The sequence below is a fragment of the Nitratiruptor sp. YY09-18 genome, assembly GCF_016593235.1.
Lineage (GTDB): Bacteria > Campylobacterota > Campylobacteria > Campylobacterales > Nitratiruptoraceae > Nitratiruptor.
The window spans coordinates 983,410-1,005,415 of the sequence record NZ_AP023065.1 but is presented as its reverse complement, the minus strand read 5'-3'; the positions used below and the strand labels follow the sequence as shown (position 1 = coordinate 1,005,415).

18 protein-coding genes are annotated in these 22,006 nt (G+C 38.1%); 5 read left to right on the top strand and 13 right to left on the bottom strand.

All coding sequences use genetic code 11. The features are described 5' to 3' along the window. Nucleotides 1-18: 18 nt before the first annotated feature. From JG734_RS05420 to JG734_RS05385, 8 genes are all read right to left on the bottom strand, one after another. Entirely contained in the window at nucleotides 19-210 is a 192-nt protein-coding gene (locus JG734_RS05420) for an SHOCT domain-containing protein (protein ID WP_201332288.1), read from the bottom strand. Nucleotides 211-281: 71 nt separating this feature from the next. After that, nucleotides 282-3,356, bottom strand: a complete 3,075-nt coding sequence (locus tag JG734_RS05415; RefSeq protein ID WP_201332287.1) for an efflux RND transporter permease subunit — start codon at nucleotides 3,354-3,356, stop codon at nucleotides 282-284. Continuing rightward, a complete protein-coding gene (locus tag JG734_RS05410) occupies nucleotides 3,349-4,317 on the bottom strand; it encodes an efflux RND transporter periplasmic adaptor subunit (protein WP_201332286.1) in 969 nt (322 codons plus the stop codon). The genes JG734_RS05415 and JG734_RS05410 overlap by 8 nt, the downstream gene beginning before the upstream one ends. Then, entirely contained in the window at nucleotides 4,314-5,486 is a 1,173-nt protein-coding gene (locus JG734_RS05405) for a TolC family protein (protein WP_201332285.1), read from the bottom strand. The genes JG734_RS05410 and JG734_RS05405 overlap by 4 nt, the downstream gene beginning before the upstream one ends. Before the next feature lies 1 nt (nucleotide 5,487). Beyond that, nucleotides 5,488-5,847 carry a FixH family protein gene (locus JG734_RS05400; protein ID WP_201332284.1) on the bottom strand — a complete coding sequence of 120 codons (360 nt, stop codon included), beginning with the start codon at nucleotides 5,845-5,847 and terminating at the stop codon, nucleotides 5,488-5,490. 10 nt (nucleotides 5,848-5,857) lie between these two features. Continuing rightward, complete coding sequence (locus tag JG734_RS05395) at nucleotides 5,858-7,297, bottom strand: multicopper oxidase family protein (protein ID WP_201332283.1); 1,440 nt, start codon at nucleotides 7,295-7,297, stop codon at nucleotides 5,858-5,860. 139 nt (nucleotides 7,298-7,436) lie between these two features. Beyond that, a complete protein-coding gene (locus JG734_RS05390; protein ID WP_201332282.1) occupies nucleotides 7,437-8,519 on the bottom strand; it encodes an SO_0444 family Cu/Zn efflux transporter in 1,083 nt (360 codons plus the stop codon). Beyond that, a complete protein-coding gene (locus JG734_RS05385; RefSeq protein ID WP_201332281.1) occupies nucleotides 8,519-8,911 on the bottom strand; it encodes a cytochrome c in 393 nt (130 codons plus the stop codon). The genes JG734_RS05390 and JG734_RS05385 overlap by 1 nt, the downstream gene beginning before the upstream one ends. 75 nt (nucleotides 8,912-8,986) lie before the next feature. On the opposite strand from JG734_RS05385, the gene JG734_RS05380 reads away from it, so the two are divergent. From JG734_RS05380 to JG734_RS05360, 5 genes are all read left to right on the top strand, one after another. Continuing rightward, nucleotides 8,987-9,292 (top strand): helix-turn-helix transcriptional regulator, encoded by a 306-nt coding sequence (locus JG734_RS05380; RefSeq protein WP_201332280.1) that lies wholly within the window; start codon nucleotides 8,987-8,989, stop codon nucleotides 9,290-9,292. 348 nt (nucleotides 9,293-9,640) lie between these two features. Further along, nucleotides 9,641-9,937 (top strand): hypothetical protein, encoded by a 297-nt coding sequence (locus JG734_RS05375; RefSeq protein WP_201332279.1) that lies wholly within the window; start codon nucleotides 9,641-9,643, stop codon nucleotides 9,935-9,937. Continuing rightward, the gene (locus JG734_RS05370; RefSeq protein WP_201332278.1) at nucleotides 9,934-11,082 is read left to right on the top strand and encodes a TolC family protein; all 1,149 of its coding nucleotides are present in this window, start codon (nucleotides 9,934-9,936) and stop codon (nucleotides 11,080-11,082) included. Before JG734_RS05375 ends, JG734_RS05370 begins: the two co-directional genes overlap by 4 nt. Further along, nucleotides 11,075-12,085, top strand: a complete 1,011-nt coding sequence (locus JG734_RS05365; RefSeq protein WP_201332277.1) for an efflux RND transporter periplasmic adaptor subunit — start codon at nucleotides 11,075-11,077, stop codon at nucleotides 12,083-12,085. The genes JG734_RS05370 and JG734_RS05365 overlap by 8 nt, the downstream gene beginning before the upstream one ends. 9 nt (nucleotides 12,086-12,094) lie before the next feature. Then, nucleotides 12,095-15,127 carry an efflux RND transporter permease subunit gene (locus tag JG734_RS05360; RefSeq protein WP_201332276.1) on the top strand — a complete coding sequence of 1,011 codons (3,033 nt, stop codon included), beginning with the start codon at nucleotides 12,095-12,097 and terminating at the stop codon, nucleotides 15,125-15,127. Nucleotides 15,128-15,135: 8 nt separating this feature from the next. On the opposite strand, the gene JG734_RS05355 is transcribed toward JG734_RS05360, so the two are convergent. The 5 genes from JG734_RS05355 to ppsA are packed head-to-tail and all read right to left on the bottom strand — an operon-like array spanning nucleotide 15,136 to nucleotide 21,990. Next, the gene (locus JG734_RS05355) at nucleotides 15,136-16,410 is read right to left on the bottom strand and encodes a KamA family radical SAM protein (RefSeq protein WP_201332275.1); all 1,275 of its coding nucleotides are present in this window, start codon (nucleotides 16,408-16,410) and stop codon (nucleotides 15,136-15,138) included. 51 nt (nucleotides 16,411-16,461) lie between these two features. Further along, a complete protein-coding gene (locus tag JG734_RS05350) occupies nucleotides 16,462-17,154 on the bottom strand; it encodes a 2,3-diphosphoglycerate-dependent phosphoglycerate mutase (RefSeq protein ID WP_201332274.1) in 693 nt (230 codons plus the stop codon). Beyond that, nucleotides 17,155-18,168: a type I glyceraldehyde-3-phosphate dehydrogenase gene (gene gap, locus JG734_RS05345; protein ID WP_201332273.1), complete on the bottom strand. Its 1,014-nt coding sequence runs from the start codon at nucleotides 18,166-18,168 to the stop codon at nucleotides 17,155-17,157. Nucleotides 18,169-18,212: 44 nt separating this feature from the next. After that, complete coding sequence (locus JG734_RS05340; protein WP_201332272.1) at nucleotides 18,213-19,601, bottom strand: MBL fold metallo-hydrolase RNA specificity domain-containing protein; 1,389 nt, start codon at nucleotides 19,599-19,601, stop codon at nucleotides 18,213-18,215. Next, nucleotides 19,591-21,990 carry a phosphoenolpyruvate synthase gene (ppsA, locus tag JG734_RS05335; protein WP_201332271.1) on the bottom strand — a complete coding sequence of 800 codons (2,400 nt, stop codon included), beginning with the start codon at nucleotides 21,988-21,990 and terminating at the stop codon, nucleotides 19,591-19,593. The genes JG734_RS05340 and ppsA overlap by 11 nt, the downstream gene beginning before the upstream one ends. Between the last annotated feature and the right edge of the window lie 16 nt (nucleotides 21,991-22,006).

The window sequence follows — 22,006 nt, the reverse complement described above, 5'->3', positions numbered from 1 at the left end:
CTTTCATGAATTATTATACTAATGATCCTTTAAAGTTTTCAGTGCCTCTTCATACTCCTCTTTGCTGATTTCTCCTTTTGCAAACCGCTCATCAAGAATCGACTTTGCTTCTTTGTCAGAGTTTCTCGTGACAAAGTACAAAACTATAGCAAAGAATATTAATATATAAATCCATCCAAATCCCATGAAATGACCTTGCATCCAATGCATAATGACTCCTTTTTTTTCTTATTGTAAGCAAAAGGGTGTGGAAAAAGTGTGTAAAGTAAGGGGAGATTCCCTTAGCGAATTTTTTTTGAAATTTGGATGTAGATCATATATAAAAGCGGGATAATGATTAGACTTAAAATGGCAGATGTAGCAACTCCACCGATCATTGGTGCAGCAATTCGTTGCATCACTTCACTTCCTGTTTTGTTGGTGTACATAATGGGAAGCAGACCAGCTAAAATTGCAAAGACGGTCATCAGTTTAGGACGAACTCTTTGAACAGCGCCTTCATATATCGCTTCAACGAGTAGTTTTTTATCCAGTTTCTCATATTTTTCTACGCTCTCTTTGAGATAGATAATCATAACGATTGCAGTCTCAGCTGCAATTCCAAGCAGTGCCAAAAATCCGACAACCACTGCAACACTCATATTAAAACCCAAGTAATCGATATAAAGCAGTCCTCCCAAAAAAGCAAAAGGTAAAGACAAAAAAACAAAGAGTGTTGGTACAATTTCACCAAGAGCAAAATAGATGAGTATCAAAATAATGAGAAGCACCGATGGAACGATCCATTTAAACGTATTTATGGCACTTTGTAGATACTCACTGCTACCGGCCCACTCATAGAAGTATCCTTTTGGTAGGGTCAGACTTTGCAAGGCGTTTTGTGCAACTTTTTTATACTCTGATGCACTCACTCCTTGAGCTGGAGTGATATAGATGTAGGTGACCGGTTTTGCTTTTTCACTTTTGAGAACCGAAGCGCTTTGTTCGTAATGGACATTGGCTATCTCTTTTAGAGGGATATAGCCATATTTTGTTTTAATACGAAGCTCTTTGATCGCTTCAAGGCTGTTTCTTTGCTCCTCTTCTAGCCGGATTGAAATAGGATATCGTTCAATATTTTTTAATTTTGTTGTAACTCTTTTCCCACCTATTGCGAAGCTTACAAAATCCAATACATCCGATCGTTTTAATCCGTATAAAGCAAGTTTTTTGGGATCTGTATCGATATCGATATAGTATCCCGTATCGCTTCTATCGGCAAAAACCGATTCAGTTTGGGCTAAAGCGGCAAGTTTCGTTTCAATTTTTTTGGCTAACATTTGCAGCTTTTTTATATCATCGCCATAGAGTTTGATGCCAAGGGGTGTTCTGATACCACTTAAAAGCATGTCGATTCGTCCCCGAATAGGGTATGTCCAAGAGTTGACTAGTCCCGGAACTTGCACCGCCTCATCGAGTTCTTGCAACAGCTTTTTCATATCAATTTTTTCATTCTTGAGCGTTATGATTGTCTCTATCATGGAAAGTGGAGCCGGATCGGTTGCAGTATCGGCACGTCCCGCTTTTCCAAAGACAGTCTCCACTTCATCAAAACTGGCTATCACTTTGTCTGTCATTTGAGTCAGCATCTTTGCTTGATCGATGCTAATGCCATAGGGAGTAACCGGCATATACATCAAAACACCCTCATTGAGTGGTGGCATAAACTCCCATTTGAGCTTTTTGTAAAGCGGATAGAAAAAAAGAAGCAAAACTACTGAAAGGGGGATAAGAATGTAGCGAAGTTTCATACCAAGGACGATAAATGGATGATAGAGCCAGATAAAAAATCTATTGATTGGATTTTTCTTTTCATCTGGGACATCTTTAATAAACCAGATCATAAGAGCCGGCACTATCGTAATAGCCAAAATGGCTCCCACACTCATAGCAAAGGTTTTTGTAAAGGCAAGTGGCGTAAAAAGCTTTCCCTCTTGCCCTTGCATAGCAAAAATTGGCAAAAAGGAGACGACGACAAGAGCAAGTGCAAAAAAGATTGGACGACCGACCTGTTGAGATGATTCAATGATGAGCGAAACTCTCTTGCTTGGCGTCAAGGAGTTTTTATCTTTGATGCTGTCCAGTTTTTTGTGGGCATTCTCTATCATGACAATACTTGCATCCACCATAGCCCCAATAGCGATAGCGATACCTCCAAGGCTCATGATATTGGAGCCTATGCCAAAAATTTTCATAAGCAAAAATGTTAGACCGATAGTCAATGGTAAAACGATCAATACGATCAATGTGCTTCTAAAATGAAAAAGGAAAAAACCGATCACTACAAGAACGATGATACTCTCTTCAATGAGTGTATCTTTGAGTGTACTTACAGCATCTTCTATGAGTCTGCTTCGATCGTATGTAGGGATAATTTTGATATCTTTGGTTTGAAGTTGTGAGAGTTTTTCTTTTACTTTTTTGATGGTTGCATAGACATCTGCACCATATTTTGCAATAACGATTCCTCCAACCACTTCTCCTTGACCATTGAGATCTGCTAGACCTCGTCTTGGCAGGGCAGTCCATTCGACTCTTGCTATATCTTTGATTTTCAGCGGAATCTTTCGTTTCGTTTTAATGGATAGCTCTTCAATTTCTTGCAAGGATTTAATGTAGCCTCTTGCTTGAATCATCCATTCATACCCGTTTTGTATCGTTATACCGCCGCCAACATCGTTGTTGTTGAGTTCTATCGTTTTAACTATATCTTTGACTGAAAGACCATGTTCTATGAGTTTGTGATTATCGACTGTCACTTGGTAGTTTGGAATAAATCCGCCAACGCTGGCAACTTCACTTACACCATCAATACCTAAGAGTGCATATTTGAGAGTATAGTCTTGGTATGTACGAAGCTGGGCCAAATCTTTTGTATTACTAACCAGTGCATATTCATAGACCCATCCAACACCGCTTGCATCTGGCCCAAGGCTTACCTCTGCATTTTTGGGAAGGGTAGATGCAACTTTGCTCAGTTCCTCTAACACTCTCGTTCTTGCATCATAAAGATTGGTTCCATCTTTAAAGATAATGTAAATCAGCGCATTTTCGTAAGTTGAGAAGCCTCGAACCGTATCGATATCAGATATTGCCAAAAAAGAGCTTGTAAGTGGATAGGTGACTTGATCTTCTATGATTTTTGGGCTTTGTCCAGGAAATTTAACCTGTATGATGACTTGAGGTGGGGTGAGATCAGGTATCGCATCAAGAGGCGTTTTCTTTATGGCCCAATAGGATGCTCCTGCAAAAATGAGGGCAAATAAAAGAATCAAGAATCTATTTTTTGCGCTCAATTCTATAATTTTTTCAATCATTGTAGAGTCCATTTATCTGAGCATCGCTATCAAGCAAGAACATTGCGCTATCGGCAATCGTCTCACCTTCTTTAAGCCCAGAGATGAGTTGATAGTATCTGTTATCAAGTGGCTTTATTTGAACGACAACCGGCTCATATTCTCCTTCATATTCGCCAACTCTAAAAGCGTACCATTTGCCATTTTTGCGAATAACGGCCGTTTTTGGTATAACAAGAATCGATTTTTTATGCTCTCTTATGGTAACTTTGGCATATTCTCCTGCAAGAATACCTTTTGCCTCAACAAAAAGACGCACTATTGCAAGAGCACTGTTTGAATTTATGAGAGGAAGTAGTTTATGTTTTTTTACTTGTAACTTTTCATTTCGTACTTGGGCTATTATCGAGTCAGATTGTTTATAAAAATCGATATCTTTACTTGGAATTTGAGCTTCTATCCAAAAATGAGTATCTGATGCGAGGCGAAAAATTGTTTTTCCTTTTTGAAAGAAACTTCCCGGATAAACATCTTTTTTGAGTAAAAATCCATCAATAGGCGCTACTATTTTTGTAATAGTTAAAGTTTTTGTAGGGTTTTTGAGTTCATCTTTTGGAAGCCCTAAAAGTTTTAGTTTTAGATAAGAAGCTGTTGTCATTCTCTTATCAAGACCAAATTTTAACGAGTTTTTGTACTCCTCTTTTGCGTTATAGACTTCAGGGCTATAGACGAGTGCTAAAACATCGCCTCTTTTGATATGTTGCAACGGTTCTTTTGCATACAGTTTTTCTACATATCCAGAAAATCGTGGAGCAATATCGACGATTTTGCTTCTATCGAGTTTCACTATGGCAGGATAGGTTTTTTGCACAAAGAGATCTTTTTTTTCCACTGTTGTCGTTTTGACATTGAAAAGCTGCTCTATGCTCAGCCTTTCTGCACATAATAAAAAAGGCACAAGAAACATAAGTAATAGTCTCATTTATAAGCTCCATTTAAATAATTGATCTTTGCTTTTGTGAGAAGTTTTTGGATTTTAAAATCGATAAGTTTTAGTTCAATCGCAAATTTGCTTTTGAGCGTATCAAGATATTTGTAAAGCATATCTCCAGAGCTTATGCGAGATCGAACGAGATCTAAAGAGTGGTCAACCTCTTTTAAAGACCTCTGTTGCAAAAGTACAATTTGTGTTTGGAGAGTTTTTAGTTGTTCATATAGTGAGGCAATTTCCTCTTGCACATAGATTTGCACATCTTGTTTTTTCGACTCAATTGACATAGCCTCTATTTTTGCTTCTTGAGATCGCAGTTTTTCCGTTCCAAATAGCGGCAAAGAGATGGAGATGCCAATGGAGATATAATCATCAAAGTTTGCTCTTTGAAAGTAACCTACATTGAGGTTTATATCACTTTTTTCATCTAAAAGGTATCTTTTTGCTAAAAGCTGTTGATAGCGCTTTTTTTCTTGGAGTTTTTCAATCTGTGGAAAAGTTTTTTTATCTATTTTGATATCATGAATTGGATCAATATGAGTAATTTTTTGTGAAGCAAGATATGAGAGTGTATGCAGAGCTTTTGTTTGTGAAAAAACAAGCTCTTCTTGCGTGGTTTTTAGATCAGATAAGAATATTTTGCTCTGCATCAAAGCCAAATGATAGCTACTATCTACAACCAACATTTTGCTGTATAGATCAATGCTTTGTTTAACTAGATTGATATAATTATCTACTATTTTTTGCTTTTGGACTGCTTTTTGATAAAAAAGTGCATTTTTAAAAATCTCAAATGCGAGCCTATTTTTTGCAACCTCAAGATCTTTAAAAATAACTCTCTTTTTTTGTTTGACCAGTTCTGCATCGAACTCTTTTTTCCCAAATGTTGGAATTTTTTGCGTGATGGCAATCTGATGGGTCTGCATAGGTTCAAGGTCTCGCAAAAAAGGTTTATCTAGGCGAAGATCGTTTACTGCAAATTGTAAAGTTGGATTTTCCCAGTTTTTTGCTTTTTTATATTCTATATCCATTTTTCTGAGAAGTATTTGAATGGCGTGTAAAGAGTTGTTTTTTTGTAAAGCCTTCTGAACAATTGTATCGATATTTTGAGCTTGCAGCAGCGAACCAAAAATCGCTGCTGTTATGAAATATCGTTTCATTTTAGATGTTTACCGAAGTTTTAATGCGGTATTTTTTACCACTGTTGGTCGTGATAAAAATATGTACCTGCCATGTTCCTGCCATAGGCAACTTTACGTTGGCTTTGTAACCTTGATCATTTTTTTCAATTTTAGCCCAGCTTTCCATATACGGCATTCCGGGCATTGCTGGCATGAAAAATTTAACTTTTACATCTTTAATATTTTTTTTGTTGATATGTAGCAAAAAGGAGTTTGCTCCAACACTTAAAGGTTTGGTAGAGATTATGTCGATCTTGAAGCCTCTGTATTTGACATGCTTTTGAAAGCCGGCTGCAAAAAGAAGTATCGCACCGAGTGTTAATATTGCAAGTTTTTTCATGGTTTATCCTTTAAGAGTTTGAAACGACAGTAAATTGTCCCATCATTCCATCATCTTCATGTTCTAAAATATGACAGTGATACATATATGGATGAACTTCATCCACATAGTCTTTCATCTTTACAAGCACTTTTGCGGTTGATCGTGGTGGCATATAGATAGTATCTTTGAATCCTCTTTCACTTGGCAATACATTTCTTGCGCTTCCATTTCTCTCAATTACTTCGAAATGAGTCGCATGGATATGGAAATTGTGTACCATATGCATTGGATTAATTATCTCCCAAACTTCGACTTCATTAACCGGCACTCTTACATCTATTCTATTTTTATCCATTATTTTTGAGTTTATTGCCATTCTTCCTCTTTGCATATTCAAAACAAATCTTCTTTCTCTCTTTGCATCTTCGATTTTTAATCTCTCTAAAGTAGTAAGTTGCGTTGGAAGTGAATCGACCAAACCTACACCATCATCTTTTAAAATATATAAAAGCGCTTTTGAAGTATTGCGATCTTGTAAAACAAGATCTCTATCAACATATACAACAATTTCAGCACGCTCTCCTGGGCTTAAAACTAAAGAGCTTAGCTCTAATGGCTGCTCTAAAAAACTGTTATCTGTAGCAATTTGATAAAATTTGTTTAATGGTCCAAAACTAATTTTAAAAACTCTTGCGTTTGCACCATTTAAGACTCTTAGTCTCAACCACCCTGTTTTAGCATTAAAATATGGTTCTATTGCTCCATTGACTAAAAAGGTATCTGCTTTGTAGCCTCTTCTTATTTCCATACGATTTGGAGAGTAATCAATTTGGCCATTGCTATCAAATTTTTTATCCTGTAAAACAATTGGAATATCATCGACTCCATAGGTTTGTGGAATATTAAGATTTTTGCTCTCTTCATCTTCTACAATTATCATTCCAGCTAGCCCCATGTAGACCTGTTCAGCTGTTTTTCCCATCAAATGGGGATGATACCAACAGGTACTTGCTTGTTGGTTTACAGTATATTTGGCACTCCATCTTTGATTTGGATTGATAACTTGATGCACACCGCCATCCATAATTGCTGGTACATGCATGCCATGACCATGCATAGTGGTTGCTTCACGTAAGCTATTTTTATACTCAATTTCTACGGTTTCTCCTCTTCTAAGGAGCAGTGTCGGTCCTAAATATGTTCCCTCAATGCCATAAGTTTTCGTATTAATATTTTCAAAAAATGTGTGATGAGCTTCTTGGATGTTCAAATGAAATTTTTTGATACCATTAATAATTGTTGGATCTAGAAGTTTTGGTATTGGTAGAGGAGTATTTTGGGATTTTAAATTAAAATTGTCTGTTTTATTTAGTCTATTTTTATCTGCTGAAAATTCATCTCCCATACCACATCCCATAAAACTTATAGGAACAAAGCCAGTTAATTTAAGAAAATCTCTTCTTTTCATTGTTTATCCTTTTATTGATTTTTGTAATCATAGTGAAGAAAATGTGGAAAAAGTGTGGAAGGGATGTTGTTTGTGTTGTGAATAATTTGGCTGTGGTAGAAAATGAGCCACAGCCAATAAATAAACTCCTTAAATTTGTTTATGCACTACAGCAGCTTTTTTTGACAAGTTTCTCTTTTGCTAAAAAATAGAGAATAAAACTCCATAAAATTACAGAAGATGCCACAGCAAAAATGGAAGCCTCTTTTTGGATATGGACTATGGTTCTTACATCCACCCCACTAAAAATGAAATCGAGTCCTATACCAAAAAGAATGGAACCTACGGCAATGGTTGTCAGATAAATAACGACCGACTTCATTCCCAGCATTTTTTTGACTACACCTATTGTAACGGTATTAGTGGCTGGACCTGCGCTCAAAAAAACAAATGCAGCTCCTGCGCTCACTCCACCCAGCATCAGAGCTGCAGCAATAGGCAGTGATGCAGTGGCGCACACATACATAGGCACTGCAATAACTACCGCTAAAAGATAAGAAAGCCAAGCATGTTGTGCTAGGATGTTTGCCAAATCTCCCGGTATAGCCACACTGATAGCTGCTCCGATAATAAGACCCCAAAAGAGTGGTTTAGCGATATCTCCAAGCAAGGTTACAAATCCATAGTGTAGAGCACGTTTAAGAGAAAAACTCTTTTTTGTTGTTTCACTGCATCCACAATCGCTGCATCCACAACTCTCTTCTTGCTGCACTGTAAAAGTTGTATGTTTCGTTCGGTTTTGAGTCTGCATCCTAAACTTCGGAGCATTTTGTGTAATGTTTTGGGTATCGAAAAGATTGACAAAAATACCAGCAGCTATGGCTATCAAAAATGATGTAACGATACGGTAGATGGTAAAAACCCATCCAAACATACCAAAAGTTGCTAAGATTGAGTCGATTCCGGTAATTGGAGTAGAGATTAAAAAACTTAACACACTCCCTTTACTCGCACCACTTTTTTGTAAAGCTTGAGCCAAAGGTATGACACCACAGGAGCAAACGGGAATTGGAATACCAAAAAGTGTTGCTTTTATAACTGAAGCGATATTGTCTTTACCAAGATGTTTTTTGATGAACTCTTCAGGGACCAGTTCATGTAATATACCTGCTATCAAAAGACCAAAAAGTATATAGATAGCCATGGCGTTGGTAAGTTCCCAGAGTGCTTGTACAAATGCCATTATTTGCCTCCATTTGCAGGGCACATTCCTCTGTTTTTACTGAGATTGTAGAGATATTCAGCGACCGCTTTTTTCTCTTCATCGCTCATATTTTTTCCGATTGGCGGCATTGTGCCAAATCTTTTAAACGCCATTGGCATGCATAAACCTTTCTCACGTGATGGATTTTGGATGTAATCGATAACAAATCGAAGAAAATCTTTTTTTTGTGGATAGTGCATTTTTACTCTATTGGCAATTTCCAAAAAAGGTGGTGCTTTCATCGTTGTCATATCTGCTGATTCCATTGAAAAGTTATGACAGCTGGTACAATATTGTTGATAAACCTCTTTGCCATTTGATGCATAAAGCATTCCAACTAAAACCAACGATATAGTTATAATCTTTTTCATACTTCCTCCTTGACTTGTATAACAAAAACGTTATATAATGAAAGTGTGATATAAATAAGCTTTAAAGAAGGTTAAATGGATCGTTTAGAAAAGTTAGCAGCTGTAGCAAAAGCTTTAAGCGATATAAATAGACTTAAAGTTCTTGCATTTATCGATCGCTATAAAGAGGTGTGTGTTTGTGAAGTAAGCGATACTCTTGGCTTTTCACAGCCGCTTACTTCCAAATATCTTAAACAACTCAAAGATGTAGGCATTGTAAAAAGTAGAAAGTCAGGAAAATGGAGCATTTTTTCTATAGCCGATAATCATCTTATTCAACCATTTTTGAAAGAGTTAAAAAATATTGAATTACCAAACATCAAAAAGTGTGCAAGATGCTAAAAAGATCAATTCATTTCCTTTTACTCTTTTCTTTGATTTTTAATAGTGCTCATGCATTCTTTTTTGATTGTCAGGATAATCACTATGTCCAAGAGTACGTTTATGAGATGGATCATCCAACTCAAGAAGGAGATATTTGCGATAATCATTTTGTTTTTCATATGCCTCTATTTATTTCAACAAAGATTATAATAGATTTTCCAAAACAGAATGCAAAAATAGATCTACCTCTATCCTACTATTTTCAACAACACCCATTCTCTTTGCTCAAACCTCCTAAAAGCTCCTTATAGTTTAAACATTTTTATCTTCATTAATTTAAAAAACAGATTCAATAAGGAGTTTATTATGAAAACAATACTTATGAGTTTTCTATTGGCGATGGTTTCTTTTGGAAAAGTGGAGCATTACGAGATCCATAAATATAATCAAAAGCCATCCATTCGGATAAAACAACAAAAGCTATTGAAACAATATGTAAAAATCGATCCAGAAAAAATAACAAAACAGGTAACTGGTGAAAAAATAGAATACAAACGTCTAAAGCATCAAATTAATACCATCTATTTTGAAGTATGGACGAAGCATTACTACCTTTGGATCGATGCACAAAGTGGAAGAGTGCTTAAAAAGGAGAAACGATGAGAAGAGCGATTTTGCTCACAAGTATCACTGTCTGCTTTGTTTTTGGAGCCGATTTTCAGGCTTTCAAGCAAGAAGCTTTGGAACATTTTCCAAAGCTTCTACAACAAAAAGGAAAAATTGCCATTGCAAAAGAGAACCAAGCAAAACTTTTGCGTCCCCTCAATCCACAACTAGAAATTTTAGGAAGCAGGTATGAAGATGGCAGTGGATTTGAAACAACATTGCAGATACCCTACAGGCTGCCAGACTATATGAGAGATCTCAAAAAAAGGGCAGTGAGTGAAGTAGAAGTGCAAAAAGCGTATGAATATGTTTTGAAAGCAAGATTTAGAAAGAACCTAGAGCTCCTTTATACGCGCTATGTATATCATAATAAGTTACTCGCACCTATACATGCTGAAATAGCAATCTATAAACGCCTCCTTGCTATAGCAAAAAATAAATATGCAAAAGGTTATGGAAAATATATTGACGTATTAAAACTTCAAGCGAAGCTTTTAATGCTTCAAAAAAAGGTTTTAGATAGAGAGAATGAAGCGGTTAAAGCTCTAACAAAGCTCAAAAAGTATGCTGGTTTGGATAGAAAAATAGAGCCTGGATCATTTTTATATACAAAATATACTCTCTCAGGCAAAATTAATCCACCAGAGTTCAATTGGAATGCTAAAAAGCAGAAGCAATATGCGTATTTGGCAAAAGAGCAAAGCCACACTATTAAAAATATAAACTTTACTATAAATTATGAAAAAGAACCAAGCTCAGGAATTGTTCGCGCTGGTCTTTCTATTCCTCTACCAATCAACAAACCCAAACAAGAGGTTGCAATTGCAAAAATGAAAGCACAAAATGCAGCCTTAGAGTTGCAGCTACTCAAAAACCGCTACGCTGTAGAGCTGGGAGGGCTTCAGAAGCAGGTCCAAATGATTCAAAAGAGTTTAGATCTGCTTCAAAAAACCAAAAAGAAGCAAAAAAAGCTTTTGGATCTTTATATTGCAAGCTACAAGATCGATCAAAGCACGCTTCTTGATATTTTGGATGCGCAAGAAGCGTATATTTCTATCGAAAAAGAGATCGTAAAAAAACTCTTCTTGCTCAATCTCAATCAAATCCAAATAAACTACATCAAAGGACAATACAATGATTAAGCTTATACTATTTCTCATCACAGCTATCTCACTCTTTGCTAATGCAAAAGTGCAGTATATCAAGCTTGGCAAACTCTATAACACTAGTGCCCAGGTTGTGACGCTTAAAAATCTTACACAAAATATCGTCACCCAAATTCCCGGGCATATCGAAGAATATTTTGTCAAAGAGGGCGACAGTGTCAAAAAAGGGCAAAAAATAGCACGTATCAAATCTTTCATCTTGAGCGAAATGACATCACGCTATTTGACTTTGGAAAATGAAGTAGCAGTTTTGAAAAAACGATACGAGAATGCAAAGGCTCTGTATAAAAAAGGGATCATGAGCTATAACGATCTAGCGAAACTCAAAACTACCCTCAAAGACAAAGAAAATGATCTTACTTCTCTTAAGCTACAACTCAAAATTCTTGGTATCACAAAGGTTACAAAACCGGTAGAGTACTACACAATCACTTCTCATGCTGATGGTACAGTACAAAAGATTTTGGTTCCGGTGCATACCAATGTCAAAAGCACAACGCCATTAGTAGAGATTCTGAGTCAATCCCGCTACTATCTTGTAGCATTCTTGAGCGTTGAGGATGCACTGCGTCTAAAAGACGTTAGGGCGATTTTTCATCTCGGACCCTACAATTTTAAAGCCACTTTTATCAAAATCTTGCCAAAGGTTGATGAAGAAACAGCTCAGGCAAAACTTCTGTTTGAACTTCCACAAACCAATAAAGAGCTTCTCATCGGCGCATTTGGCGATATACAGATTGAGTCAGCTCCCTATAAAAAAGTGCTTGCCGTTAAAAGAAGCGCTTTGACTATGCTAAATGGTGAGTGGGTCGTTTTTCTTCCATCCAAAGAGCCTGAGCCGCATGTCGTGAAACTTGTCGATTTTGTAGGAGAGTATGCGGTAATTGAGGGATTAAAGCCAAATCAGGAGTACATCGATCATGATATCTATCTGTATAAATCACGGCTTTTGAAAGAAAGCATCGGCGATGAGGATTAAGGAGAGAGTATGAAATTTTTTGAAACCTTTATCAAATATCGCTTTTTAGTTTTAGCCCTTTTTACCCTTGTAGGTGTTTTAGGATATAGGGCGTACAAAGAGATTCCGGTAGATGCATTTCCGGATATTACCCCCAAACAGGTGATCATCTATACCGAAAGCCCGGGTAACAGCCCAGAAATCATCGAAAGACTCATCACCTATCCGATCGAATCGGCTATGGCTGGACTTCCCGGAGTAAAACTGATTATGTCCAATTCCATTTTTGGTCTCAGTTACGTAAGCATCTTTTTTGAAGACAAATACGATATCTACTTTTTACGTCAGCTTGTGAGCGAAAGACTTGCAACCGTCGATATACCAAAAGGTTTTGGAAAGCCTGTTATGGGACCAAATACCACTGGACTGGGTCAGGTGTTTTGGTACCAGCTAAAAGGCGATGGTGTTTCATTAACGAAGCTTAGAGAGTTGCAAGACTTTTTGGTACATCCAATGTTCAAAACCGTTGATGGAGTAGAAGAGGTTATCGGTTGGGGCGGATTTGAAAAGCAGATTGAAGTTGTGATTGATCCTAAAAAACTGCAAGCTTTGAAAGTGACATATGAAGATGTTATCGATGCACTGCAAAGAACAAACAAAAGTGCAGGGGGACAATATTTAGAATTCAACAAAGAGCAGTATATCATTCGAGGCAGTGGCTTTTATGAAAATCTTGATCAAATACGCAAGAGTGTCATCAAATCTTCGGGTATCAAGGCTATCAAAATTGAAGATGTGGCAGTTGTCAAAGAGGGCAAAAGAATGCGTTTTGGTGCGGTGACTCTCAATGGAAAAGAGACGATGTTTGGGATGGTACTGCAAAGAACCGGTACTAATGCAGCCAAAGTGGTGGACAGACTCAAAGAGAAAGTCAAAGAGATCAACGCCGCACTTCCCAAAAATGTAAGAGTCCAGACAATTTATGATAGAAGTGAAATTACCAAAAAAGCAGTCCACACAATGACCTCTTCTTTAATTATGGGTGCGGTACTTGTGAGTGTTATTTTGTTTTTGTTCTTGTTTGAAGTCAGAAGCGCTTTTATTGTTGTATTATCACTTCCTATCTCCTTGCTTATCGCTTTTTTGATGATGGACTATTTTGGTATGAGCGCAAATCTTATGAGTCTTAGTGGACTTGCCATTGCAATCGGTATGATCGTTGATGGAACGATAGTTGTCGTAGAAAACTCTTTTAGACTTATTCAAGAGCATCCAAATGAATCGAAACTGAAGCTCATAGCAGAGGCTGCAGCGCAAGTGACAAAACCTGTTATTTTTGCAATTTTCATCATCGCTGCAACCTTTATTCCGCTTTTGAGTCTCGGAGGGCTTACAGGAAAGCTCTATGCGCCTATGGCTATTAATATCGTATTTGTGATGCTTGCTTCCATTGTAGTAGCTCTTGTGTTAGTTCCCGTTTTGAACTACTATCTTTTAAAACCGGTAAAGTTTAGCGAATCGCCACTTGTGGTTTGGATCAAAAAATTATATACACCACTACTTGTAGGTGCTTTGAAATATTCAAAGAGTGTTGTGGCAGTATCATTCATACTCTTTGCGGTATTGGCATATCTGCTTACACAGCAAGGGCGTGAATTTATGCCAAAACTCAATGAAGAGTCTATTATGTATCGTGTCATCGCCATTCCAGGAACGGCTCTGTCTCAAACGGTGGGACTGAGTAAAGATATAGAAAACTTCATAAAAAAAGAGTATCCTGAGTATGTGGATTTTGTTTTGGCAATGATAGGTAGAAGCGAAAAAGGCGAAACTGCCGGTCCAAATTATATGGAAATTTTGGTAGGACTGAAGAAAAAAGAGTTTGATATCAAAGCGTTAGAGGCAAAAATGAGCGAAGAGCTTGAGAAGCGCTATGACTTTGTACAGTTTGTTCCAACACAGCCAATCGCCATGCGTATAGAAGAGCTGCTAGAGGGAGTTAAAGCAGAACTTGCTGTAAAAATCTTTGGAGAAGATCAAAAAATTCTTGCAAATCTTGCATCAAAAATCAAAGATATTCTTTCGCATATCGATGGGCTTAGATCTATTGAGATCGAATCACAGCTTGGACAAGCTCAAATCGTGATCAAACCAAACTACTTAGCGATGGCGAGATACTCACTCACAGCAGAAGATATTATGGATGTGGTGCGTTATCTACTAGGTGAAGATGCGATAACCGATAAATTTGAAGGGATTAAGAGGTTTCCTATCGTTATCAAACCAAAAGGAAGCCGTGACGTTGAAAGTTTGCAAAATATTCTGCTCAGAGCCCCAGACGGCAAAGTGGCGCGTCTCAAAGAAGTAGCAGATATCCAGATTATTCAAGGACCATCCTTTATAAAACGAGAAAATCTTTCTCGCTATATGCTCATATCCTTTGATGTGGAAGGGCGAGATATCGCTTCTTTTGTGAAAGAGGCCAATGAAAAGATTCATAAAAATCTGCATTTTCCGGCAGGATACTATATCCAGTGGGCAGGTGACTTTAAAAACATGCAAGAAGCGACCAAAAAATTGGCTGTTATCATTCCAGCAGTACTGCTATTGATACTCCTTTTACTCTACACGGCTTTCAACAGCTTTAAAAAAGCGATAATCATCTTGCTTGGTGTCCCTCTTGGTATTATTGGCTCCATCATTGCGGTATTAGTCGCCGATATTTACCTCTCCATTGCTGCAATTATCGGTTTTATCGTCATTATCGCCATTGCGGTACTCAATGGTATTGTGCTTGTGAGTTTCATAGAGGAGCTTCAAAAACGTTTTCCTGATGTAAAGATGCTCATTTTAGTCAAGGATGCGACACTTCTGCGACTTCGACCAGTACTAATGACAGCAATGACCACACTTTTTGGTATTTTACCGCTTCTGTATGCAACGGGTGTGGGAAGTGAGATAGAGTATCCGTTGGCTGTGGTTGTTGTAGGTGGTATCGTAACATCAACACTGGTGACTCTTCTTGTCTTACCAAGTCTATACTATCTCTTTTACAAGAAGTAGGCCTTTGCCTACTTCTCAAACAAAAACTTTCCACCAAATGCAGGCTCCAGCTCATCAATCCACTGAGCTTTTTCATCATATTTTGCAAAAAATGGAATATCTACAAATTCTGGATTTTTAGCTTGAAGCATATTTAAAACTATTACTTTTTCTCCATTGATTTCACTGACCCCACTTATTGCAATTTTGCCAGGAGCTGCACTCATGCTAGGTCCTCGAACCGTTCTAGCTAATCCGCTTACATTTGAGAGGGCATCTTTAAAAATCTTCCAAGCCTCTACCAATGAAATACCAAAATAGTGCTGGGCACCCGTATCTCTTGCGATAAACATGTAGTATGGAACCATTCCCATGTGCACTTGTTTTTTCCACATCTTTTCCCAAACTTTGCTACTATCATTGATATGCCGTAAAAGAGGGGCTTGGGTTCTGATAATGGCTCCTGTTTGCTGGATACGTTTTACTGCCTCTTTTACTTCATCCGTTTCAAGTTCTCGGTAATGGTTGAAGTGAGCCATAAAGGCTAAATGATATCCATGTGCCACAATCTCTTCAAATAGTTTTAAAAGGTCATCTGCATCTTTATCAGTTAAAAATCTGTATGGCCAGAAACCTAGTGTTTTTGTACCAAAACGAATATTTTGTAGATGAGGGATTTTTGCTTTTAAGATAGGTTCTATATAGCTGCGAAGTAGTTTTGTATTCATAATAAGTGGATCGCCGCCAGTAAAAATGAGATCCGTAATAGCAGGATGAGCTTTAATGTATTCTATTAAAAGGTCTACTTCTTTCATGGCAAATTTGAGCTCATTTATTCCGGTAAACTGTGGCCATCTAAAACAAAAACTACAATAGGCATGGCATGTTTGCCCCTGTTTTGGGAAAAAGAGGATCGTCTCTTTGTATTTATGTTGGGAGCCTATAAGCTCTTTGCCATTGATTGTGGGGACATTGCTCTTTTGATCAGCCGGATGAGGATTCATCCTCATGCGTATATCATACACAGCTTTATTTAAAGCTTCTTTGTCGCCCTTTTTATAGAGAGTTTTGAGTTTTTCATAATCTTGGGGAAAAAGCATATCTTTGTGAGGAAAAACAAGGCGAAAAATGGGATCATTTTGATAGTTTTCCCAATCGATAAGTTTATCAATGAGATAATTATTAACCTTAAATGGAAAAACGAGCGCAGCTATTTCGATATTTTCAATATCTTCATTAGATAAAAAACGCTGTATTTGAGGGATTTTCTTGAAACTTTTTGCATTATACGCCCTGTACTCCAACAAAGCTCCTTTTTTAGGGCGTATTATAACAAAAGAGGGGGGCAAAACCCCTTAGTGGTTATAGATTGTTTTGTTTTTAATTTTGAGCTCTTTTGTAAGATCATACACGATAGGTGTGCCTGTAGGAATTTCAATTTTATGGATATCTTCTGGTGCAATATTCTCCAAAAACATGATGAGTGCTCTTAATGAGTTGCCATGTGCTGCAATCATGACGTCATCATATACCATCAATGAGGGTACGATTTCCTCATAAAAATATTCAATTACCCGTTCTCTTGTATCTTTGAGTGATTCACTCTTTGGATGATAGTCGATATTTGCATATTTTGGATCGACTGGATAGCGCTCCTCAAAATCTGGTTCACTCTCCTCGATTGGGGGTGGAGGAGTGTCATATCCGCGGCGCACTGCCATGAAGAGCTCATCACCATACTTTTCTTTCACCTCATCTTTGTTTTTACCTTGCCAGTCTCCATAGTGACGCTCATTGAGTTTCCAGCTGCGAAGTACATCGATATGCTCCCAGCCTAATTCATTCAGAGCAATTTGAGCTGTATGAATAGCACGTTTGAGATATGATGTATAGCAGATATTTGGAAAAATTTCGGCTTCTTTGAGAAGTTTACCAGCCTTTTTTGCTTCCTCTTTTCCCTTTTCACTGAGTTCCACATCAATCCAGCCAGTGAAGAGATTTTTAGCGTTCCATATGCTTTGTCCATGTCTTATTAATATAAGCTTCATTTACATCCTTTCAGCAATATAGTCAGCAAGCTCTAAGAGGCGGCCAGAGTATCCATACTCATTGTCATACCATGCAAATACTTTTACCTTGTTGCCATCGACTACCATTGTGGAGAGCCCATCGATGATAGAGGAGTGAGGATTGTTGACAATATCGCTTGAGACAACTTCATCGTAAGTAATTTCCAAAATTCCTTTGAGGTTTCCTTGCATCGCCTCTTCAAATGCCTTGTTTACCTCTTCGCTAGAAACCTCTTTTTTGAGCGTTGCGCTAATATCTGTGATTGCAACATCTGGCACCGGAACGCGAAGCGCCAATGCATTCATTTTACCTTGAAGCTCTGGGATAACTTTTGTAGTGGCGATTGCTGCACCTGTACTTGTAGGAATAATGTTTGCTGCAGCAGCTCTTCCTCGTCTGTGCTTTCCAGGATTTTTTCTATCAACAATTGCTTGAGATGAGGTGTATGCATGGACAGTTGTTACAAGTGCACTCTCAATGCCAAAATTATCATTGAGCACTTTGATTGCTGGAGCTAAAGAGTTGGTAGTACAGCTTGCGTTGGAGATAACATCATGTTTGTTTGGATCATACCAGTCTTGGTTGACGCCCATAACAATTGTAAGCTCTGCATCTTTGCTCGGTGCAGAGATAATTACTTTTTTTGCACCCGCTTTTAAGTGTTTTGCTGCATCATCTCTTTTTGTAAAATGTCCTGTACACTCCAATACAATATCTACACCAAGATCTTTCCAAGGTAACTTTTCGGGGTCTCTGCCTGTTACAAGTTTAATTTCTTGGTCTCCAACTTTAAGATAGTCATCACCATATTCTACGGGTGCGGGAAATTTTCCATGAACAGAGTCATATTTGAGCATATATGCAAGATCTTCAGCAGTACCGCTTCCCCCATTGGCTACTGTTATCTCGATATTTTTTGGGTTATTGACAATATAGTGCCAAAGCACCAATTTGCCTATACGTCCAAGACCGTTAATTGCTACCTTTTTCATATCTTCTCCTCTTTTTTGTTTGCTTAATAGTATCTATTTTTTAATTAAAGATGAATAATTTCACCTTGTTTTACTATATGCACCTTTTTGTGCAAAGTCTGTATGAGATGTTTTTTGAAAATTTGCTGCTTATCCTCTTCACCATGGATAAGAAAAATCTTTTGAAGACCATCTATTGCACTGAGCCAGTCTGTGAGTTCTTTTTGATCAGCATGAGCTGAAAAGCCGTTTATTGTATAGATTTGCGCATTGACTTTGATACGTTCACCATAAATTTCAATAAATTTTGCACCCTCGATTATTTCTCTTCCAAGAGTACCTTCGGCTTGATATCCTACAAATATAACAGCATTGCGCTTATCCCAGATGCGGTGTTTAAAATGGTGCAAAATACGCCCACCATTACACATTCCGCTTCCAGCAATTATGATGTTTGGACCTTTTTTGCCATTTATGCGTTTAGAAGCATTCGTAGTAGTAGCAAACCGAAGATTTGGAAAGGAGAAAGGTTCATCGAGATTTTTGCAATAGTCTGAGAGGAGGTTTTTATATTTTTCATATACCCTTGTAGTTTTGATTGCCATAGGGGAGTCAAGAAAAACTTCAGTGCGGTGTGGTAGCTCACCTTTGCGTGACATCTCGCCAAGAATACAAAGTAGCTGCTGTGTCCTCTCAATTGCAAATGATGGGATGAGAACGGTTCCATCGTGTTTGAGAGTTTTCAAAATAACCTCTTTAAACTCTGCAACACTCGATGCATAATCTTTGTGCAATCTATCTCCATACGTACTCTCTACAAAAACGTTAGCAGATGCGAAGGCTGTCTGCGGGGGAGGATTGAGGTGAACTTGTCTATTTCCCAAATCCCCGCTGAATACTACATGTTTATGAATATTGCCATCTTGATATTCTATTTCTATAAAGGCTGCTCCTACAATATGGCCAGCATCTTTATAGCGTACTGTTATGTTGCGTGCTAGTTTGAAAGTTTGGCCATATTTGACAGTGCGACGTGGAAGGCGTAGTGCTGCTTTGACATCCTCTTTGCTATAAAGTGGTTTTTTGACACTCTCCTCTTCACCGCGACGCTGCGCTTTTTTGAAAGCTGTGGCATAATCTTCGGCCATAAGGTGTGCAGTATCAAGGAGTACTATTTTCATAAGATCAAATGTAGCGGGGGTTGCAATGATTTTACCTCGAAAACCCTCTTTATAAAGAAGTGGTATGCGTCCTACATGGTCGAGATGACCATGTGTGACGAGTAGATAATCAATCTGGCTTGGATCAAAACCTAGAGGTTCATAGTTTTTCCATTCATCCAATCCTTGGAACATTCCACAATCGACTAAAATTTTCGTGCCATCATCAAATTTGACAAAATGGCATGAACCGGTAACTACTTCGGCTGCACCGTAACTAATCTCAATTGTCATTTTCCATCTCCGCCACATCTTTTATGATTTTGAGGACACTATCGGGATTGAGGCTCATAGACTCTATACCGATTTTGACTAAAAACTCTGCAAATTCAGGGTAATCAGATGGTGCCTGTCCACAAAGTCCAGAATATTTATTGTGGCGTTTTGCACCTTCTACTGCTAGCTGTACCATCTTTTTCACTCCAGGGTCTCTTTCGTCATAATCGAATGCTACAATTTCGCTATCTCGGTCTACTCCTAATGTAAGCTGTGTAAGATCATTTGTACCGATACTGATACCATCATAAACTTGCAAAAATTCATCTATTTGGATTACGTTATTTGGAATTTCACACATCATATAGATTTGTACCTTATCCAAACCATGCTCTACCATAGCTCTTTTAACCCGTTTTGCTTCATCAACCCTTCGGCAAAATGGTATCATCAAGACAATATTGTCAAACCCCATCTCTTCAATTGCACGTTTCATCGCTTTACACTCTAACTCAAAACCTTCGGCATAGTTTGGATGAGTATAGCGCGCAGCCCCACGAAATCCTAGCATTGGGTTATCTTCAATCGGTTCGAAATGGCGACCTCCAAGCAGGTTTGCATATTCGTTGGATTTAAAATCACTCATACGCACGATGCACTTTTTGGGATAGACACAGCTTGCGATTGTCGCTACCCCCTCGCTAAGAGTCTTTACAAAAAAATCCTCCGCATCTCCCTCATATGGAAATGCAAGCTCATCGATGAGTGCACGTTCGGTATCGCTGAGGAGTTCTGGATGTTTTATTGCCATGGGATGGGCTTTGATATAGTTATTGATAATAAACTCCATTCTTGCAAGGCCGATACCATCTACAGGCAATTTGGCAAGACTAAAGGCAAGTTCTGGGTTGCCAAGATTCATCATAATTTTTGTTTTTGGTCGAGGGAGTTTGGAGATATCTACCTTTTCTACTTCATAAGGCAAAATTCCATCATAGACTTTTCCTATCTCACCTTCGGCACAACTCACTGTCACAGGCTGATTGTCATGAAGTACTTTTGTAGCATTTTTTGCACCCACAACTGCAGGTTTTCCAAGCTCTCTACTCACAATTGCTGCATGACAGGTTCTCCCACCAGTTTCAGTGATGATGGCACTTGCTTTTTTCATCACTGGCTCCCAGTCAGGGCTTGTTGTAGGAGCTACAAGCACATCGCCTTCATTAAACTTGTCAGCCTCAGCCATAGAGTACATGATTTTTACTCTACCAGCACCTATCTTTTCACCTACAGCATTACCGGTGAGGAGGACTTTTCCTTTCTCTTTGAGCCTATAGATCTCAAACTCCGTGATCTTTTCTTGAGAGTGGACTGTCTCAGGGCGCGCTTGCACCATATAAAGCTCTCCATCGATGCCATCTTTTGCCCACTCCATATCCATAGGTGTATATCGTTTGTTTACTTCGCTGTAGTGTTCTTCAATCTTCATCGCCCAATCTGCTAGCTTTAAAATCTCTTCATCCGTTATTGCAAATTTCATTCTTTTTTCAATTGGTGTAGGGACATTTTTTGTAAACTGCTCAGCTAGATTTGCCTTTTCGAGTGTCTCGCTAAAGACCATCATCTTTTCTTTGGAGCCTCTTTTGCGTTTGAGAACTGCTCTGTGACCTTTTTTGAAGGTGGGTTTATGCACATAAAATGCATCAGGATCGATAGTACCTTGTACTACATTTTCTCCAAGCCCCCATGCTGCATTGATAAATACAACGTCGCGAAAACCGGTCTCTGTATCGATACTAAACATGACGCCACTGCTTCCAATATCGCTGCGCACCATTTTCATAATCACAACGGAAAGATAGACCTTCATTGGATCGAAATGGTGGACATACTTATAGTTGATTGATCTATCAGTAAAATTGGATGCAAGACACATTTTATATGCCCATAAAAGATTGTTGTCACCTTTGATATTGAGATAGGTCTCATTTTGTCCGGCAAAAGAAGCAGTTGGGGAATCCTCTGCAGTTGCGGAGCTTCTGACAGCAAGACTTACATCTTCTCCATACTCTCGTTTTAGCTTTTCATAGCCCTTTAGAATCTCTTCTTTTAAATCTTTTGGGACTTCCCCCTTCATAATCATCTCTCTGGCAGTTTTTCCAACTCTTTTGAGCTGATTGATATCATCAGGATTGAAATCTTCAAAGAGCTTTTGGAGAGGTTCCCAAAGATTATTGACATCCAGATAATGTCTATACGCTGTCGCGGTTACTGCAAAGCCATTAGGAACTTTGACACCAAGAGGTGTGAGATGGTTATACATCTCACCTAAACTTGCATTTTTTCCACCAACTTCTGCTACATCTTTTACACCAATTTCTTTGAACCATTTGATATATTGACTCATAAGGGGCTCCTTTGAT

Excerpts from the sequence above, each read along its gene's own strand:
- JG734_RS05375 (WP_201332279.1), top strand. The coding sequence starts at position 9,641 with ATGAAAACAATACTTATGAGTTTTCTATTGGCGATGGTTTCTTTTGGA.
- JG734_RS05350 (WP_201332274.1), bottom strand. The coding sequence starts at position 17,154 with ATGAAGCTTATATTAATAAGACATGGACAAAGCATATGGAACGCTAAA.
- JG734_RS05420 (WP_201332288.1), bottom strand. The coding sequence starts at position 210 with ATGCATTGGATGCAAGGTCATTTCATGGGATTTGGATGGATTTATATA.
- JG734_RS05395 (WP_201332283.1), bottom strand. The coding sequence starts at position 7,297 with ATGAAAAGAAGAGATTTTCTTAAATTAACTGGCTTTGTTCCTATAAGT.
- ppsA (WP_201332271.1), bottom strand. The coding sequence starts at position 21,990 with ATGAGTCAATATATCAAATGGTTCAAAGAAATTGGTGTAAAAGATGTA.
- JG734_RS05360 (WP_201332276.1), top strand. The coding sequence starts at position 12,095 with ATGAAATTTTTTGAAACCTTTATCAAATATCGCTTTTTAGTTTTAGCC.
- gap (WP_201332273.1), bottom strand. The coding sequence starts at position 18,168 with ATGAAAAAGGTAGCAATTAACGGTCTTGGACGTATAGGCAAATTGGTG.
- JG734_RS05410 (WP_201332286.1), bottom strand. The coding sequence starts at position 4,317 with ATGAGACTATTACTTATGTTTCTTGTGCCTTTTTTATTATGTGCAGAA.
- JG734_RS05400 (WP_201332284.1), bottom strand. The coding sequence starts at position 5,847 with ATGAAAAAACTTGCAATATTAACACTCGGTGCGATACTTCTTTTTGCA.
- JG734_RS05390 (WP_201332282.1), bottom strand. The coding sequence starts at position 8,519 with ATGGCATTTGTACAAGCACTCTGGGAACTTACCAACGCCATGGCTATC.
- JG734_RS05340 (WP_201332272.1), bottom strand. The coding sequence starts at position 19,601 with ATGACAATTGAGATTAGTTACGGTGCAGCCGAAGTAGTTACCGGTTCA.
- JG734_RS05380 (WP_201332280.1), top strand. The coding sequence starts at position 8,987 with ATGGATCGTTTAGAAAAGTTAGCAGCTGTAGCAAAAGCTTTAAGCGAT.
- JG734_RS05370 (WP_201332278.1), top strand. The coding sequence starts at position 9,934 with ATGAGAAGAGCGATTTTGCTCACAAGTATCACTGTCTGCTTTGTTTTT.
- JG734_RS05385 (WP_201332281.1), bottom strand. The coding sequence starts at position 8,911 with ATGAAAAAGATTATAACTATATCGTTGGTTTTAGTTGGAATGCTTTAT.
- JG734_RS05365 (WP_201332277.1), top strand. The coding sequence starts at position 11,075 with ATGATTAAGCTTATACTATTTCTCATCACAGCTATCTCACTCTTTGCT.
- JG734_RS05405 (WP_201332285.1), bottom strand. The coding sequence starts at position 5,486 with ATGAAACGATATTTCATAACAGCAGCGATTTTTGGTTCGCTGCTGCAA.
- JG734_RS05415 (WP_201332287.1), bottom strand. The coding sequence starts at position 3,356 with ATGATTGAAAAAATTATAGAATTGAGCGCAAAAAATAGATTCTTGATT.